Annotated in this window: 13 protein-coding genes, 1 pseudogene and 1 riboswitch; of the genes and pseudogenes, 2 read left to right on the top strand and 12 right to left on the bottom strand. The window is 70.4% G+C overall.

From position 1 onward, the window contains the following. Together C1J00_RS48575 and C1J00_RS24680 are read right to left on the bottom strand one after the other, a co-directional pair. Positions 1 to 333, bottom strand: a pseudogene (locus tag C1J00_RS48575) (hypothetical protein); the annotation flags it as partial. Positions 334 to 504: 171 nt separating this feature from the next. Then, positions 505 to 1,893 (bottom strand): NAD(P)/FAD-dependent oxidoreductase, encoded by a 1,389-nt coding sequence (locus C1J00_RS24680; RefSeq protein ID WP_078625500.1) that lies wholly within the window; start codon positions 1,891 to 1,893, stop codon positions 505 to 507. A gap of 526 nt (positions 1,894 to 2,419) precedes the next feature. On the opposite strand from C1J00_RS24680, the gene C1J00_RS24675 reads away from it, so the two are divergent. Then, the gene (locus tag C1J00_RS24675; protein ID WP_102911240.1) at positions 2,420 to 2,692 is read left to right on the top strand and encodes a type II toxin-antitoxin system Phd/YefM family antitoxin; all 273 of its coding nucleotides are present in this window, start codon (positions 2,420 to 2,422) and stop codon (positions 2,690 to 2,692) included. Next, positions 2,689 to 2,958 (top strand): type II toxin-antitoxin system RelE family toxin, encoded by a 270-nt coding sequence (locus C1J00_RS24670; RefSeq protein ID WP_102911239.1) that lies wholly within the window; start codon positions 2,689 to 2,691, stop codon positions 2,956 to 2,958. Before C1J00_RS24675 ends, C1J00_RS24670 begins: the two co-directional genes overlap by 4 nt. Before the next feature lie 4 nt (positions 2,959 to 2,962). Here C1J00_RS24670 and C1J00_RS24665 read toward each other — a convergent pair whose 3' ends face one another. The 10 genes from C1J00_RS24665 to C1J00_RS24615 all read right to left on the bottom strand — a co-directional run bounded on the left by C1J00_RS24665 (position 2,963) and on the right by C1J00_RS24615 (position 13,811). Beyond that, complete coding sequence (locus C1J00_RS24665; protein ID WP_102911238.1) at positions 2,963 to 3,904, bottom strand: Ppx/GppA phosphatase family protein; 942 nt, start codon at positions 3,902 to 3,904, stop codon at positions 2,963 to 2,965. Further along, positions 3,901 to 4,431: a DUF501 domain-containing protein gene (locus tag C1J00_RS24660; protein ID WP_102911237.1), complete on the bottom strand. Its 531-nt coding sequence runs from the start codon at positions 4,429 to 4,431 to the stop codon at positions 3,901 to 3,903. Before C1J00_RS24660 ends, C1J00_RS24665 begins: the two co-directional genes overlap by 4 nt. Positions 4,432 to 4,478: 47 nt before the next feature. Continuing rightward, on the bottom strand, positions 4,479 to 4,955 hold the full coding sequence (locus C1J00_RS24655; RefSeq protein WP_102911236.1) for an FtsB family cell division protein: 477 nt from the start codon (positions 4,953 to 4,955) through the stop codon (positions 4,479 to 4,481). Between the two features lie 111 nt (positions 4,956 to 5,066). Then, positions 5,067 to 6,347, bottom strand: coding sequence for a phosphopyruvate hydratase (gene eno, locus C1J00_RS24650; protein ID WP_102911241.1), 1,281 nt, complete (start codon positions 6,345 to 6,347; stop codon positions 5,067 to 5,069). Positions 6,348 to 6,618: 271 nt separating this feature from the next. After that, positions 6,619 to 7,311 carry a transglycosylase family protein gene (locus C1J00_RS24645; RefSeq protein WP_102911235.1) on the bottom strand — a complete coding sequence of 231 codons (693 nt, stop codon included), beginning with the start codon at positions 7,309 to 7,311 and terminating at the stop codon, positions 6,619 to 6,621. 4 nt (positions 7,312 to 7,315) lie between these two features. Continuing rightward, positions 7,316 to 7,482, bottom strand: a riboswitch (cyclic di-AMP (ydaO/yuaA leader). Between the two features lie 228 nt (positions 7,483 to 7,710). Next, entirely contained in the window at positions 7,711 to 8,664 is a 954-nt protein-coding gene (locus C1J00_RS24640) for a LysM peptidoglycan-binding domain-containing protein (RefSeq protein WP_102911234.1), read from the bottom strand. Between the two features lie 121 nt (positions 8,665 to 8,785). After that, on the bottom strand, positions 8,786 to 10,090 hold the full coding sequence (locus C1J00_RS24635) for a cytochrome P450 family protein (protein WP_102911233.1): 1,305 nt from the start codon (positions 10,088 to 10,090) through the stop codon (positions 8,786 to 8,788). A 303-nt stretch (positions 10,091 to 10,393) separates the two neighbouring features. Next, a complete protein-coding gene (locus tag C1J00_RS24625; protein ID WP_102911232.1) occupies positions 10,394 to 11,413 on the bottom strand; it encodes a nucleoside triphosphate pyrophosphohydrolase in 1,020 nt (339 codons plus the stop codon). A gap of 102 nt (positions 11,414 to 11,515) precedes the next feature. Beyond that, entirely contained in the window at positions 11,516 to 12,163 is a 648-nt protein-coding gene (locus tag C1J00_RS24620) for a SurA N-terminal domain-containing protein (RefSeq protein WP_102911231.1), read from the bottom strand. Between the two features lie 151 nt (positions 12,164 to 12,314). Beyond that, on the bottom strand, positions 12,315 to 13,811 hold the full coding sequence (locus C1J00_RS24615; RefSeq protein WP_281262768.1) for a serine/threonine-protein kinase: 1,497 nt from the start codon (positions 13,809 to 13,811) through the stop codon (positions 12,315 to 12,317). Positions 13,812 to 13,990 lie beyond the last annotated feature (179 nt).

Below are 13,990 nucleotides of genomic sequence, written 5' to 3'. Positions count from 1 at the left end.
GAGTTCGTCGGCAGCGTCAGATGTGTATAAGAGGCAGGCCTGGGCGAGGGTGCGGGCGTCGTCGTCGCGCTCCCAGATCAGACCCGACAGCAGACCGAGGGTCGCGTAGAAGTCGCCCTCGATGTCGAGGTCCCCCGCCACCCAGGCGCGGGCCAGGCCCAGTTCGCCCGGCTTCCACAGCAGACGGCGCAACGCCCGGCGGTTGCGTACGACGAGGGTCGGCGCACCCGGCGGGCCGGCCTGCGAACCGTCCCAGGCGCGGATGCGCACCGGGAGCGGTGCTCCCAGCATCTGTGTGAAGAGGCCCTGCAGCCGCGTAGCGGCGTCTGCCATGGTGTACACCTCCGTGACGGCGAAAATCCCGGAAAGTCCGACACCACGTAAACACCTGCGGAGCTTCGGCGCAGTCCCCGGCACGCGTCACGTCTGGGCAAAACACGCCGAAGGGCCTCCCGCACCACGGATGGCGGGAGGCCCTTCGTCAGGCGGATGACCGGCCGGAGGTCAGGAGGCCTTGGCCTTCTCCTCGGTCTTCTCCTTCGGCGCGGCGGCGACCGGGGCCGGCTTGGCGGCCTCGTAGAACTCCTCGCGCGGCGTCTCCATAGCGCCGAGCGAGACGACCTCGCGCTTGAGGAACATCGCCAGGGTCCAGTCGGCGAAGACGCGGATCTTGCGGTTCCAGGTCGGCATCGCCAGGCCGTGGTAGCCACGGTGCATGTACCAGGCGAGACGGCCCTTGAGCTTGATCTTCATCTTGCCCATGACGATCATCGCGACGCCCTTGTGGAGGCCGAGACCGGCCACCGCGCCCTTGTTGGCGTGGGCGTAGTCCTTCTGCGGGAAGCCCCGCATGCCGGACACGACGTTGTCGCCGAGGACCTTGGCCTGGCGCAGCGCGTGCTGGGCGTTCGGCGGGCACCAGGCGTTCTCGTTGCCGGCCTTGCGGCCGACGAGGTCCGGGACCTGGGCGTTGTCGCCGGCGGCCCAGATGTAGTCGGTGCCCTTGACCTGGAGGGTCGGCTCGCAGTCGACGTGACCGCGGGGGCCGAGGGGCAGGCCGTAGCGGGCCAGGGCCGGGTTCGGCTTGACGCCGGCGGTCCAGACGATCGTGCTGGAGTCGACCTCGAGGCCGTTCTTCAGCACCACGTGGCCGTCGACGCAGGAGTCCATGGAGGTGGACAGGTAGACCTCGACGCCGCGGCCCTCGAGGTGCTCCTTGCCGTACTTGCCGAGCTTGGGACCGACCTCGGGGAGGATCTTGTCGGCGGCGTCGACCAGGATGAAGCGCATGTCCTCACGGGACACGTTCTTGTAGTACTTGGCCGCGTCGCGGGCCATGTCCTCGACCTCGCCGATGGTCTCGGCACCGGCGAAACCGCCGCCCACGAAGACGAAGGTGAGCGCCTTGCGGCGGATCTCCTCGTCGGTGGTGGAGTCGGCCTTGTCCAGCTGCTCCAGGACGTGGTTGCGCAGGCCGATGGCCTCCTCGACGCCCTTCATGCCGATGCCCTGTTCGGCGAGGCCGGGGATCGGGAAGGTGCGGGAGACCGCGCCGAGCGCGATCACCAGGTAGTCGAAGGGAAGCTCGTAGGCCTCGCCGACCAGCGGGGAGACCGTGGCGACCTTGCGGTCCTGGTCGATGGTGGTGACCCGGCCGGTGAGGACCTCCGCCTTGGGCAGCACGCGTCGCAGCGGGACGACGACGTGGCGCGGGGAGATGTTGCCGGCGGCGGCTTCGGGGAGGAAGGGCTGGTAGGTCATGTACGACCGGGGGTCGACGACCGTGACGGTCGCCTCGCCGTAGCGCATCTTCTTCTGGATACGCCGAGCTGCGTACAGGCCTACGTACCCACCGCCTACTACGAGGATCCTGGGACGCTCCGTGGTGCTCATGCCATCGAGTATCCACCCGTCTCAGGGGGGTGGCTCGTGCGCCCCTTCACAAGCTCGGTCGGGGTATGTGTTATCCTCCGCCGCTCGCGTGATCCATGTCATGGTGACAACCGAGCCGCTGTGTGCACCACGGAACATTGTCAATGGCGCGTGAGCTGCCTCTCTGCGCCCGATGAGCCTCCGTGAGGACCTCCGGAAGGTGGGCTCGAGCCTCTTTCCGGAGGCCTCCATACCATGCTTCTGAACGTGTTCAAAGGCCTGTTCAGCCCCCGGACGGGTCAACGGGACCCCTCTCTTCGCCCGGGAGGGCCGAATTCCTTGTGAAGAACTTCACGAACTTTTCCGACGGACTGTCGCCCGGGGGTCGCGCGGGCCCCCGGGACACGCTCATTCGTGATCCATGCCTGCTCAGAAGCGAGCTGCGACCGACCGTGCGATGCCGTCGAGGGATTCCGATGAACACGTCTCCGTGCGCGGCGAACGTCCACACCTGGCCGGTGTACACGGAACTGCGTACACTATTTTCATGGCCGACAACACCGTGACCGTCAGGGAAGCACGCGCACACCTCGCGGAACACATCAACCGCGCCGAGGAAGGCACTCCGACCGTCATAACGCGCAACGGCGCCCCAGTAGCCGCGGTCGTGCCGATCAGCGACTTCGAAGCGCTGGAGGAGGCGGCCGACGTGATGCTGGCCCGGGAGGCGGAAGCAGTTCTGGCCGACGGCGGGCCCACCGTTTCCATGGCCGAGCTGCTGGCGGACCTGTTCAGCGAGCGCGGTGAAGGCGCCGCGTGAAGTACGCCTTCCGGTTCACTGCCGCTGCACAGCGGCAGCTTCGGGCCATCAGCCGGCACGATGCCATGCGTATCCTGACCGCGTTGACCGCGCTCGGCGACGATCCGTACCGCGAGGACGCCGATGTCAAGAAGCTCACCGGCCCGTCAGGGCTCTACCGGCTCAGGGTCGGCAGCTACAGGGTCGCCTACCAGGTCAACGATGGTGAGCTCGTCATCCTCGTCGTCAAGGTAGGCGACCGGCGGGACGTGTACCGCAACCTGTAGGCGGTCAGGCCAGAGACCAGCCGATGCCGTCGAGGATGTCGTGCTCGCTCACGACAACCTCCTGCGCGTCGATCCGCTCCATGATCGACAGCAGTACGAGGGCCCCCGCCCCGATCACGTCGACCCGGCCCGGGTGCATGGCGGGCACGGCCGCGCGCTCGGCGTGGGTGGAGCGCAGCAGCCACTCGGTGATTTCGCGGACCTGCTCGCGGGAGACGCGTGAGTGGTGGATGGCCTGCGAGTCGTACGCGGGCAGCTTCTGGGCGATCGCCGAAACGGTCGTCACCGAACCGGCCAGGCCGACCAGCGTCCGCGCCTCGCGCAGCGGGACCGTCTCCTCGGCGAGGTCGAGCGCGGCCTCGATGTCGGCCCGCATCGCCGCGATCTGCTCCGCTGACGGCGGGTCACTCACCGCCCCGTCCCTGACCAGGTGCCGCTCGGTCATGCGGACACAGCCGATGTCCACCGAGCGGGCCGCCCGGACCCGGTCGTCGCCCACGACGAACTCGGTCGAGCCGCCCCCGATGTCCACCACCAGGTAGGGCTTCGGGAGGTGGTCCTTTCCCGCGAGCTCCTCGGTGGCGCCGGTGAAGGAGAACGCCGCCTCCTGGTCCCCGGAGATCACCTCGGGCTCGACGCCCAGGATGTCCAGCACACCGCGCACGAACTCGTCCCGGTTCTCGGCGTCCCGGGAGGCCGAGGTCGCCACGAACCGCAGCCGCTCCGCCCCGTGCTCCTTGATGATCCCGGCGTACTCGCGGCACGCCGCGAAGGTCCGCTGCAGCGCCTCGGGAGCGAGCCGGCCGGTCCGGTCGACACCCTGCCCGAGCCGCACGATCGTCATCCGGCGGTCCAGCTCGACGAGCTCACCGGTGGCCGGGTCGACGTCGGCCACCAGGAGCCGGATGGAGTTCGTACCGCAGTCCACGGCGGCGACACGGGTCACTGGGCGTCCCCTTCGGCGGTCGTCACGCACGGCCCCTTGCGCCACCACTCGGGCAGCATCGTGATCGCCTCGTCGCCGAGCGGATTCACCCCCGGGCCCGCGGCGAGCGAGTGACCCACCAGCACGTGCAGGCACTTCACCCGGTCCGGCATGCCGCCCGCGCTCGGGAAGTTCTTCAGCTCCTCGATCTCGTCGCGCCGCCGGATGTAGTCCTCGTGCGCGGCCCGGTACGCCGCCGCCAGTTCCGGATCCGAGGCCAGCCGCTCGGTCATCTCCTTCATCACGCCGTTGGCCTCCAGCGTGCCGATCGCCGAGGCGGCGCGCGGGCACGTCAGGTAGTACAGCGTGGGGAACGGCGTCCCGTCCGGCAGCCGCGGGGCCGTCTCGACGACGTCCGGCTGTCCGCACGGGCAGCGGTGGGCGATCGCGCGCAGACCGCGCGGGGGCCGGCCGAGCTGCTGCTTGAAGGCCTCGACGTCCGCGTCGGTGGGCTCGGTGCGCGGGGTGGTCGGCGGGGGCGTTTCCATGACTGTCTTCAGGCTGTCTTTCTCTGATCGCCGGCTGGGAGGTCAGGTCACTGGCCGGAGGCGTCGGACTTGTCGACGCCGTCCCAGACGTTGGAGTACCAAGGGCGGTCCGCCGCCCCCAGGTCGGTGCGCGACTGCTTCGCCGCGTGCGGGTCGATGACGATGAAGCCCGTCTCCCCCGGCATGACGTAGTGCAACCGCTTCCGGATCTGTTGCTCGGCGTACGCGTCGTCCTGCCAGCGCGCCTTCTGGTCGCGCAGTCGTTCGACGCGCTCACGGGCCTGCCGCTGTTCGCGCTGGAGGTCGTCGATCTCGGCGCGCTGCGAGACGTACTCGCGCATCGGGTAGGCCAGGGCCACGATCAGCGAGCACATCACCAGAGCGAGCAGCGCCGCCCGGCCGGTCAGCCGCGAGCGGCGGGCCTGGCGCTTGGTCTGGGAGCGGTACACCCGGGCCGCGGTCTGCTCGCCGAGCAACCGGATCCTGGTCGCGGTGGAGAACCGGTCCCGGTCCTTCACGGCCATGTGTCCGCCTCCGCTCCACCGTCATACGCGCGTACGTCCCCGGACACGGTACGGGACCGGGTACGGGGACGTACGTACGACGCTGCCTCTTACGGGTCAGGCCTTTCGCGGTCAGCCCTTGAAGCGCGGGAACGCGCTGCGGCCGGCATAGACCGCGGCGTCGTCGAGGATCTCCTCGATGCGCAGCAGCTGGTTGTACTTGGCGACGCGCTCGGAGCGGGCCGGGGCGCCGGTCTTGATCTGGCCGCAGTTGGTGGCGACGGCCAGGTCGGCGATCGTGACGTCCTCGGTCTCGCCGGAGCGGTGGGACATCATGCACTTGAAGCCGTTGCGCTGGGCCAGCTCGACGGCGTCCAGGGTCTCGGTCAGCGAACCGATCTGGTTGACCTTGACCAGGAGCGCGTTGGCCGCACCCTCCTCGATGCCGCGGGCGAGGCGCTCGGGGTTGGTGACGAACAGGTCGTCGCCGACGATCTGGACCTTGTCGCCGAGCTTGTCGGTCAGGGCCTTCCAGCCGTCCCAGTCGTCCTCGAACAGCGGGTCCTCGATGGAGACGAGCGGGTACGCGTCGACGAGCTCCGCGTAGTACTCGGTCATCTCGGCCGCCGAGCGCTCCTTGCCCTCGAAGGTGTAGACGCCGTCCTTGTAGAACTCGGACGCGGCGACGTCGAGCGCCAGGGCGATCTGCTCGCCGGGGGTGTAACCGGCTTCCTTCACGGCCTCGAGGATGAGGTCGAGGGCCTCGCGGTTGGAGCCGAGGTTCGGGGCGAAGCCGCCCTCGTCGCCGAGGCCGGTGGCCAGGCCCTTGGACTTCAGGACCTTCTTCAGCGTGTGGTAGACCTCGGCGCCCCAGCGCAGGGCCTCGGAGAAGGACTCCGCGCCGATCGGGGCGATCATGAACTCCTGGATGTCCACGTTGGAGTCGGCGTGCGAGCCGCCGTTCAGGATGTTCATCATCGGCACCGGCAGCAGGTGCGCGTTCGGGCCGCCCAGGTAGCGGAACAGCGGCAGGTCGCTGGCCTCGGAGGCGGCGTGGGCGACGGCGAGGGAGACGCCGAGGATGGCGTTGGCGCCGAGGGAGCCCTTGTTGTCGGTGGCGTCCAGGTCGAACATGGCCTGGTCGATCAGGCGCTGCTCGGTGGCGTCGTAGCCGACCAGCTCCGGACCGATCTGCTCGATGACCGCGAGGACGGCTTTCTCCACACCCTTGCCGAGGTAGCGGTTCGAGTCGCCGTCGCGGAGCTCGATGGCCTCGAAGGCGCCCGTGGAGGCGCCGGACGGGACGGCGGCACGACCCGTGCTGCCGTCGTCGAGGCCGACCTCGACCTCGACCGTGGGGTTGCCTCGGGAGTCCAGGATTTCCCGGGCTACGACGACGTCGATGGACGGCACGAGCATCTCCTTCTTATGTGACGCGGGTACGCGGGTCACGTGGACCCGGCGAGGTGCGGGCCGTGGTGGCTCGCGACATGAGCCTAACCGGCTCCGGCCGATCGGCCACCGGGTCGCCCACCCCATGGACAGAACCGAGAGCAAATTGTTTCCGAACGGAACAAAGCCGTTTCGCGAAGTCGGGCAGAAAAAACCCCGCTCCGGCGCGTACGGGGGATGACGCACCGGAGCGGGGAGCCCGTGGCCCTGGGCGGGCCGGTGGGGCCGCTGCCTACTTCAGGTGCAGCTGCTGGCCCACGTAGATGAGGTTGGCATCGTCGACGATGTCCTTGTTCAGCTGGTACAGCTTCTCCCAGCCGCCCTTGACCTTCTTGTCCGCGGCGATCGAGCTGAGGGTGTCGCCCTTGACGACCTTGTACTCGCCGTCGCCCTTCTTGACCTTCTTGCCGGTCGGGGTGGTGACGGTCTTCTTGGCAGCCGGACGCTCGTCGGAGCGGGAGGCGGGCTGCTGCTCGGTCTGGCGGGTCTCGGTGCTCTGCTGGCTCTGCGAGGAGCTGCCGGAGTCGTCGGCGGAGCCGCCGCCGGTGTAGCCGGCGCTCGACAGGCCCTTGCCGCAGACCGGCCAGGCGCCCTTGCCCTGGCCCGCGAGGACCTTCTCGGCGATCTCGATCTGCTGGGCCTTGGTGGCCTGGTCGGCGGTGGAGGCGTACTTGCTGCCGCCGTAGCCGGACCAGGTGGAGGCGGAGAACTGCAGACCGCCGTAGTAGCCGTTGCCGGTGTTGATGGACCAGTTGCCGCCGGACTCGCACTGGGCGACGGCGTCCCACTCGGAGGCGGTGGCGGCGGAAGCGTTGCCGGCCGCCATCAGCGGGGCGGCGACGGCGGCACCGGTGACACCGGCGATGGCGATGACCCGAGAGGCCTTGGACGGACGGCGGTGCGTGCCCTTGCCGGAAAACAGCATGGAGAGATCCCCTCACCGACGCCTACGAGGTGAGCTGTCGGGTTCGGGCCGGTTGAGTTGCCCGGCCGCGCCCCTCCCGGGACACGGCTTCACCCCAAGCCCTTCCGGCACAACCGGCCGGTAGGGCACTTACCTTGGGTCCCCCGCTCCTGCCTACGGCGCTTGACGCGACGACTGTTCCCGTACGGCCGCTGGCAGGATTCGGCGTTGCGGCAGCCGGGGCTCGCGGTGACGAGCGGTCACGACCGTAGACACGCGATCCACGGAATTTCAAAGACGATCAGGGCTTCTGAGATCTATCTCTCACCGGGCTTATACGGGACATTCGGCGCGAAAGGTGACGTGAACTCACCCGGTTTCGGGGTGAGTTCGACCCCCGTTTCCGCACTGCCCGAACAGCTACCTCTCGTCCGCTTCGCCCTCGACCGTGAGCGTCTGACCGGGGTGGATGAGGTTCGGGTCGGTGCCGACCGCGTTCTCGTTGCCCTCGTAGAGCGCGTGCCATCCGCCGCTGACCCGCAGGGCGTCGGCGATGGACCAGAGACTGTCGCCGACACCCACGATGTAGGCACCTTCGGACGCGTAGCCGGAACTCTCGTCGGCGGACCCGGAGTGACGCCCCGTGGACTTCTCCGTACGGTCACCCTCGGGCGCGCGGGTTTCCTCCGCACTGGGACCGCGATGGCGGCCGGAGCCGGTGCCGGACGACGCCGAGGAGTCGTCACCCTGCCGTGAGTCGCCCGACTTGCCGTCCCCGGAGGTGGCCGACGGAGAGTCCTCGGGCTGCCGCTCCTGCGACGAGCCCTCGGATTCGGGCGACTTGTCGCTCTTGGCGGTCTCGTCCTTCGAAGGCGACGACGCATCGGGCGACGGAGATGAAGAAGGATCCTCAGAAGGGGATGAGCCCAGCGAATCGAGCAATCCGGGTGAGTCCACCTCGCCGGACGATTCGGACGAGCCGGATGATTCCGACCCCTTGCCCTGCTCGAGCCCCGAGAGCAGCCCGCAGGTACGCCACGCGCCGACCCCCTGGTCGGCAAGGATTCTCTCGGCCACGGCTATCTGCTGGGAGCGGCTGGCCAGATCGGCGCTCGCGGCGTAGTCGAGGCCGCCGTGCTTCTCCCAGTCCTCCTGGGACAACTGCAGGCCGCCGTAATAGCCGTTGCCGCTGTTCTGGCTCCAGGCGCCGCCACTCTCGCAGTCCGCGACCCGGTCCCAGGTCGTGCCGTCGGCCGCACTGGCACCGGAGGCCCCGAGGAGCGGGATCGCGATGGCGGAGCCGGTCACTCCGGCCGCCAGGAGGAGAGCCGGAGCCTGGCGGGGGCGGCGGTGCCGACCGTTCCCGGAGAGCATACGGAGACCTTTCGCGAGACAGCAGTGACCGAGGCGGCGTGATTCCCCGCCGCGTTGATGGGTGAACGTATCGGCAGTCGATCACTTGTCACAAGTTCATGCCGCGCAGATCACGTGAAGATCACAGGTCTGATGTTTCGTCACTTCCGGCGGGCGCGAACTCCACCGGCAGGGTGCGCAGCCCTCGCATGATGAGGCCGCCACGCCATCTGAGCTCGGCCGGATCCGCCGCGAGCCGGAGGTCCGGGAGGCGGGTCAGGAGCGTGGCGAGCGCGGTCTGGCCCTCCAGCCGGGCGAGCGGGGCTCCGAGGCAGTAGTGGATGCCGTGGCCGTACCCGAGGTGCTGGTTGTCGCGGCGGGAGAGGTCCAGCGCGTCCGGATCGGCGAACCGCTCCGGGTCGCGGTCCGCGGCGGCCAGGACCACCAGGACGGGGTCGCCCGCCTCGATGCGTTGCCCGGCGAGGGTGAGGGGCTGCGTGGCGAAGCGCCAGGTGGCGAGTTCGACGGGGCCGTCGTAGCGCAGGAGTTCCTCGACGCCGGTCTCCAGGAGGCCGGTCTCCCCGGCGGCGAGGGACGCCTGGAGCCGTGCGCGCTGCCCGGGGTGGGTGAGCAGGGCGTAGGTGCCGTTGCCGATCAGGTTCACGGTGGTCTCGAAACCGGCGAACAGCAGGATGAAAGCCATGGCCGCCACCTCGTTCTCGGTGAGGTGCTCGCCGTGGTCGGAGGCGCGGATGAGACCGGAGATGAGGTCCTCGCCGGGGGCGGGCTCGGCGGGCAGCACCTCGCGTTTGCGGTGGATGAGGTCGGCGAGGTAGCCGCGCATCTTCTTCACGGACCGCGCCACACCGCCCCGGGGCCCGCCCTGGTGGCGGATCATCATGCCCGCCCAGTCGCGGAAGTCGTCCTGATCCTCGCGCGGGACGCCGAGCAGGTCGCAGATGGCGTAGATGGGGAGCGGGAAGGCGAACTCGTGGATCAGGTCGGCGGACCCCTTCCGCGCGAACCCGTCGATGAGGGTGTCGGTGAGCTCCTGCACCCGTGGCGCGAACTCGGCGACCCGGCGTGGGGTGAACGCCCTGGACACCAGCCGGCGCAGCCGGGTGTGGTCCGGCGGGTCGATGTTGAGCAGATGCGTCATCAGCTCGGCCTTGCGCTCCCCCGGGATCCCGGTCTTGCCCTTGGCGTGCGCCGGTTCGTCGTGATGCGCGGGGTTCTTGGAGAGCCGGCTGTCGGCGAGCGTCTGCTTGGCATCGGCGTAGCGCGTGACCAGCCAGGCCTCCACACCGCTGGGGAGCCGCGTCCGGTGGACGGGGCTGTGCTCGCGGAGCCAGGCGTACGCCGGGTAGGGGTCGCTCGCGAACTCCCAGGTGAAGAGGTCGGGAGCGGTCGCGGGTGTGCTGGGCTGGGGCTGGGGCTGGTCGGTCACGTCTCGACCGTATCCGGCTTGTGGGAGCGCGCTGGCCTCCGTTTCGGCTGGGCTTGGGTCCGCTGCCATCGTTCCGGCTCCGGTTTTCGACTCCGGCTTCCGGCTCCGGCTTCCGGCTCCGGCTCCGGCTTCCGGTTTTCGACTCCGACTTCGGCTTCCGGCTTCCGACATCCGGCTTCCGGCCTCCGACGTCTGGCTTCCGACATCCGACATCCGGCTCCGGCTCTGGCTGCCGGCCAGCGGGTTCCGACGTCCGGCTCCGGCTTCCGGCCTCCGGGAGCCCCGTCTGCTCCCCCCGGCCGCTCAGCCCTCGGCATTCCTGATCGCGTCCCGGTAGGCGCGGGCCGCCGCTCTCAGTGCCGCCTCCGGGTCGACGCCCTCCGACTCGGCGCGGACCGCCAGGGCCAGGAGCTCGTAGCCGATGCCTTCGGCGGGTGGGAGCGGTACGTCCAGGTTCGCGGTGCGGGCGCGGGCGGCCAGCTTGGCGGCGAGGGCCAGGCCGGGCTGGCCGAGGGGTATGCCCTCGGTGATCGAGGTCCGCTGCTTCTCGACCGCTTTGGTGCGCAGCCAGTGCTCCTTGACCTCCTCGGGGGTCGTGGCCGTCGCGTCACCGAAGACGTGCGGGTGGCGGTGGATCAGCTTGGCGACGATGCCGCCGGCCACGTCGTCGATGGAGAAGGGGGTCTCCCCTTCCTCCGGGCGGGCTTCTTCGGCGATGCGGGCGTGGAACACGACCTGGAGCAGGACGTCGCCGAGTTCCTCGCGCAGTTCGTCGCGGTCGCCCTCCTCGATCGCCTCGACGAGTTCGTACGCCTCTTCGATGCCGTACTTGGCCAGGCCCTTGTGGGTCTGCTGGGAAGACCAGGGGCACTCGGCGCGGATGCGGTCCATGACCTGGACGAGGTCGAGGAGACGGGCGCCCGGGAGGTCGTAGGAGGCGGGCAGCAGCTCCAGCTGGGGCATGGCGATACGGCCGGTTCCGGCAAGGCGGGCCAGGCCGTCCGTCAGGGCCGGTTCGCCCTCGCCCGTGGCCACCACGACCACCGTGCGGCCGCCGGAGCAGGCGTCGACCAGTTCCTGCGCGGTGGGGGACTCCTCGTCGACCCGTATCCCCGCCTCACGCAGATACGGCAGCTGCGGATGGGCGCCGTCCGCGCACAGCACCCGGTCCGCCGCGTGCAGTGCCTGCCAGGCGGGCCAGGAGAGCAGGCCGGGGGCGACGCGGTGGCTGGTGGTGAGCAGGACGATGCGGCCGGGGGCGGCGGCCGCGTCGGGAGCGGTCCGCTCGGGGCCCGGGGTGGCTTCGGGGCTGTTGGCGTTCACGGTTCGAAGCTATCCCACGCCGCCGACAGCACCCGAAGTTATCCACAGGGCCTGGATGTGGACGGGCTGAAGGGCCCGACGGGTGCGCCGAACCGCAGGGCCCTACATGCCCTGCTGGTTCTGTGCCGCCGTGACGTCCCGCACCCACGGCGTCTTGGCGTCCGCGCGGCTGCTCTTCTGGACGTCCCAGGTGCCGTAGCGGGGGTTGAGGTCGATGTTCAGGTCCTTGGAGGCGTCGGAGAGGGCCTTCCAGAACTCGGGGCGGCCGGTGTCCGTGCCGAGCTTCTCGGCGAGCTTCTGCGCCTCCAGCTGGAGGCGGAGGTTCTCGTCGAGGCGCTGCGGAGGGATGCCGTACTGCTGGAGCCAGGTCCTCTCCAGCGCCTTGGCGCCGCCGGCCTGCTGTTCCAGGCCGGACCGCATCGCCTGGATGTCCTTGCGGGAGACGGTCACGCCGGCGTCCTCGGCGGCGCGGTGCAGCACCCGGTCCAGGACCATGGTCTGCAGGGTGTCGCGCGTGAGCGTGCCGGTTCTGGCGATGGCCTGCTGGTACTGGGCCTCGTCCTGCACGGCCGCCCGCTGGGCCGCGCGTACCTCGCCGACCCGCTCGTCGAGCTGGGAGACGGTGATCCGCTGGCCGCCCACCACGGCTGCCGCGCCGGGATGCGCGTCGTTTCCGCAGGCGGTGAGCAGGGGCGCCGCGGCGGCGATCGCGGCGGTGAGGACGAGCGCGGTACGACGGCGGCGGTGCAAGGGGAGCCTCCCGAGGAGATTGTGCGACGGTGCACAAGGTCTTGCGATGATCGATGGTAGGCAGTGGCCAAGCTCTGGCCAACCCATTCGACCAACGATTCACCGGGACTTCCGGCACCGCCGCGCCTCCGCCGCGGCCGCGGGGCGGTCGTCAGCCGCGGACCTGCCCCAGCCACTGCAGCGTCCTGCGGATCTCCGCGCCCAGCGGGTGCCCGGGGCCGTGGGTGCGCTCCACGTCGTGCAGGAGGCGGGCCAGGGTGTCGTGGGCGGCGCCCCGGTCGCCGAGGGCGAGCAGGAGATGCCCGATACGGCGGCGGACGTCGTGCGCCAGCTCCGGGCCGCCGGCGGCGACGTACTGGTTCTCGTAGTACGGCAGCACCGCCCGGTACTCGGCGAGCGCCGCGGCCGGTTCGCCCAGCTGTTCGAGGCACTGGGCGGCCTCGTAGCGGTGGCGCAGGGCCTGCGGGTCGGACTGGCCCGCCTCGGCGGCGCGTTCGTCGGCGAGACGGCGCAGTTCGGGCAGGGCGCGCCGGTACTGGCCGTCGTCCAGGAGCGTCGCCGCGTACTGCTTGCGCAGGGTGCGCACGACCGGGGAGTGCGCGCCGTGCTGTTCGGCGGCGGCGGGCAGGATCGCTCCGAGGATGTCGACGGCCTGGGTGACGCGGCCCTCGCCGAGGAGCCGTTTGACCTCGTCCACGGCGCGGGCGATGTCCGTCTGCCCCGGCGTATCGGTGACGGGTGCGGCGGGAGTGGGCTGGGGAGCGGGGGTGCGCGCACGATCCGGCCAGGGGGCGTGCGGGCGCAGGAACGGGCGCATGGGATCCAGGGCCGCTCCGGTGGGCGTCCCGCGCGCGGGCAGGAGCGGCTCCAGGTGCTCGTACACCTCCTGCGCGGAGGCGGGCCGGTGCTGCGGGTCCTTGGCGAGGAGGCGCAGGACGAGGGCCTCCAGTGCCTCGGGGACTTCGGGACGGACGCGGCGTACGGGCAGTGGGGGCTCGTACAGGTGCCGGTGCAGGACGCCGAGGGCCGTGGAGCCGGAGAAGGGCACGTCACCGCTGAGCAGTTCGTGCAGGACCACGCCGAGCGCGTACAGGTCCGTGTAGGGGCCGACCGCGCCGCCCATGGCCTGCTCCGGGGCCATGTAGGCGGGCGAGCCGATCGGGGTGCCGGTGTGGGTGAGGCGCGTGGTGTCCGCGTCCATGACGGAGGCGACGCCCAGGTCCAGGACGGTGACCGTGCCGTCCTGCTTCACCATCACGTTGCGCGGCTTGAGGTCGCGGTGGACGATCGGCACGGCGTGCACGGCGCTCAGCACGGCGCACAACTGCGCGGCGACCGCGACCGCCCACTGCCAGGGGTACGGCTCGTGCTCGGCGAGGTGTCCGGCGAGGTCGACGCCGTCGATGTACTGCATGACGAGGAACAGCTCCTCGCCCTCGCTGCCCGCGTCGTGCACGGTGACCAGGCCGGGGTGGTCGACCTGCGCGGTCACCCTGCACTCGCGCACGAAACGGCGGCGCAGTTCCTCCGCGTCCTGTCCGGCCACCTTGTCCGGGCGCAGCAGCTTCACCGCCACGCGCCGGTCGAGCCGCTGGTCGTACGCCGTCCACACCTGGCCCATGCCGCCCTGCCCCAGGACGGTGGACAGCTCGTAGCGGCCGGCGACGACCCGTCCTGCCGCCGCTGTCACCGTCCGCCCTCGTGTCTGCCGTCCCGGTGGCCTTCACCCTCGTGCCGGCGCAGGTAGTCGCTGAGCTCGTCGAGTTCGGCGCGGACCTGGTCGATGCGGGCGGGAGCGGGGCGCTGGGGCGGCAAGGGCGGCTGGAC

This window comes from Streptomyces cahuitamycinicus (assembly GCF_002891435.1).
Lineage (GTDB): Bacteria > Actinomycetota > Actinomycetes > Streptomycetales > Streptomycetaceae > Streptomyces > Streptomyces cahuitamycinicus.
This window is presented reverse-complemented; position numbering and strand designations above follow the sequence as displayed.

Excerpts from the sequence above, each read along its gene's own strand:
- C1J00_RS24655 (WP_102911236.1), bottom strand. The coding sequence starts at position 4,955 with ATGGCCGTGAAGGACCGGGACCGGTTCTCCACCGCGACCAGGATCCGG.
- C1J00_RS24675 (WP_102911240.1), top strand. The coding sequence starts at position 2,420 with ATGGCCGACAACACCGTGACCGTCAGGGAAGCACGCGCACACCTCGCG.
- C1J00_RS24645 (WP_102911235.1), bottom strand. The coding sequence starts at position 7,311 with ATGCTGTTTTCCGGCAAGGGCACGCACCGCCGTCCGTCCAAGGCCTCT.
- C1J00_RS24660 (WP_102911237.1), bottom strand. The coding sequence starts at position 4,431 with ATGGAAACGCCCCCGCCGACCACCCCGCGCACCGAGCCCACCGACGCG.
- C1J00_RS24680 (WP_078625500.1), bottom strand. The coding sequence starts at position 1,893 with ATGAGCACCACGGAGCGTCCCAGGATCCTCGTAGTAGGCGGTGGGTAC.
- C1J00_RS24640 (WP_102911234.1), bottom strand. The coding sequence starts at position 8,664 with ATGCTCTCCGGGAACGGTCGGCACCGCCGCCCCCGCCAGGCTCCGGCT.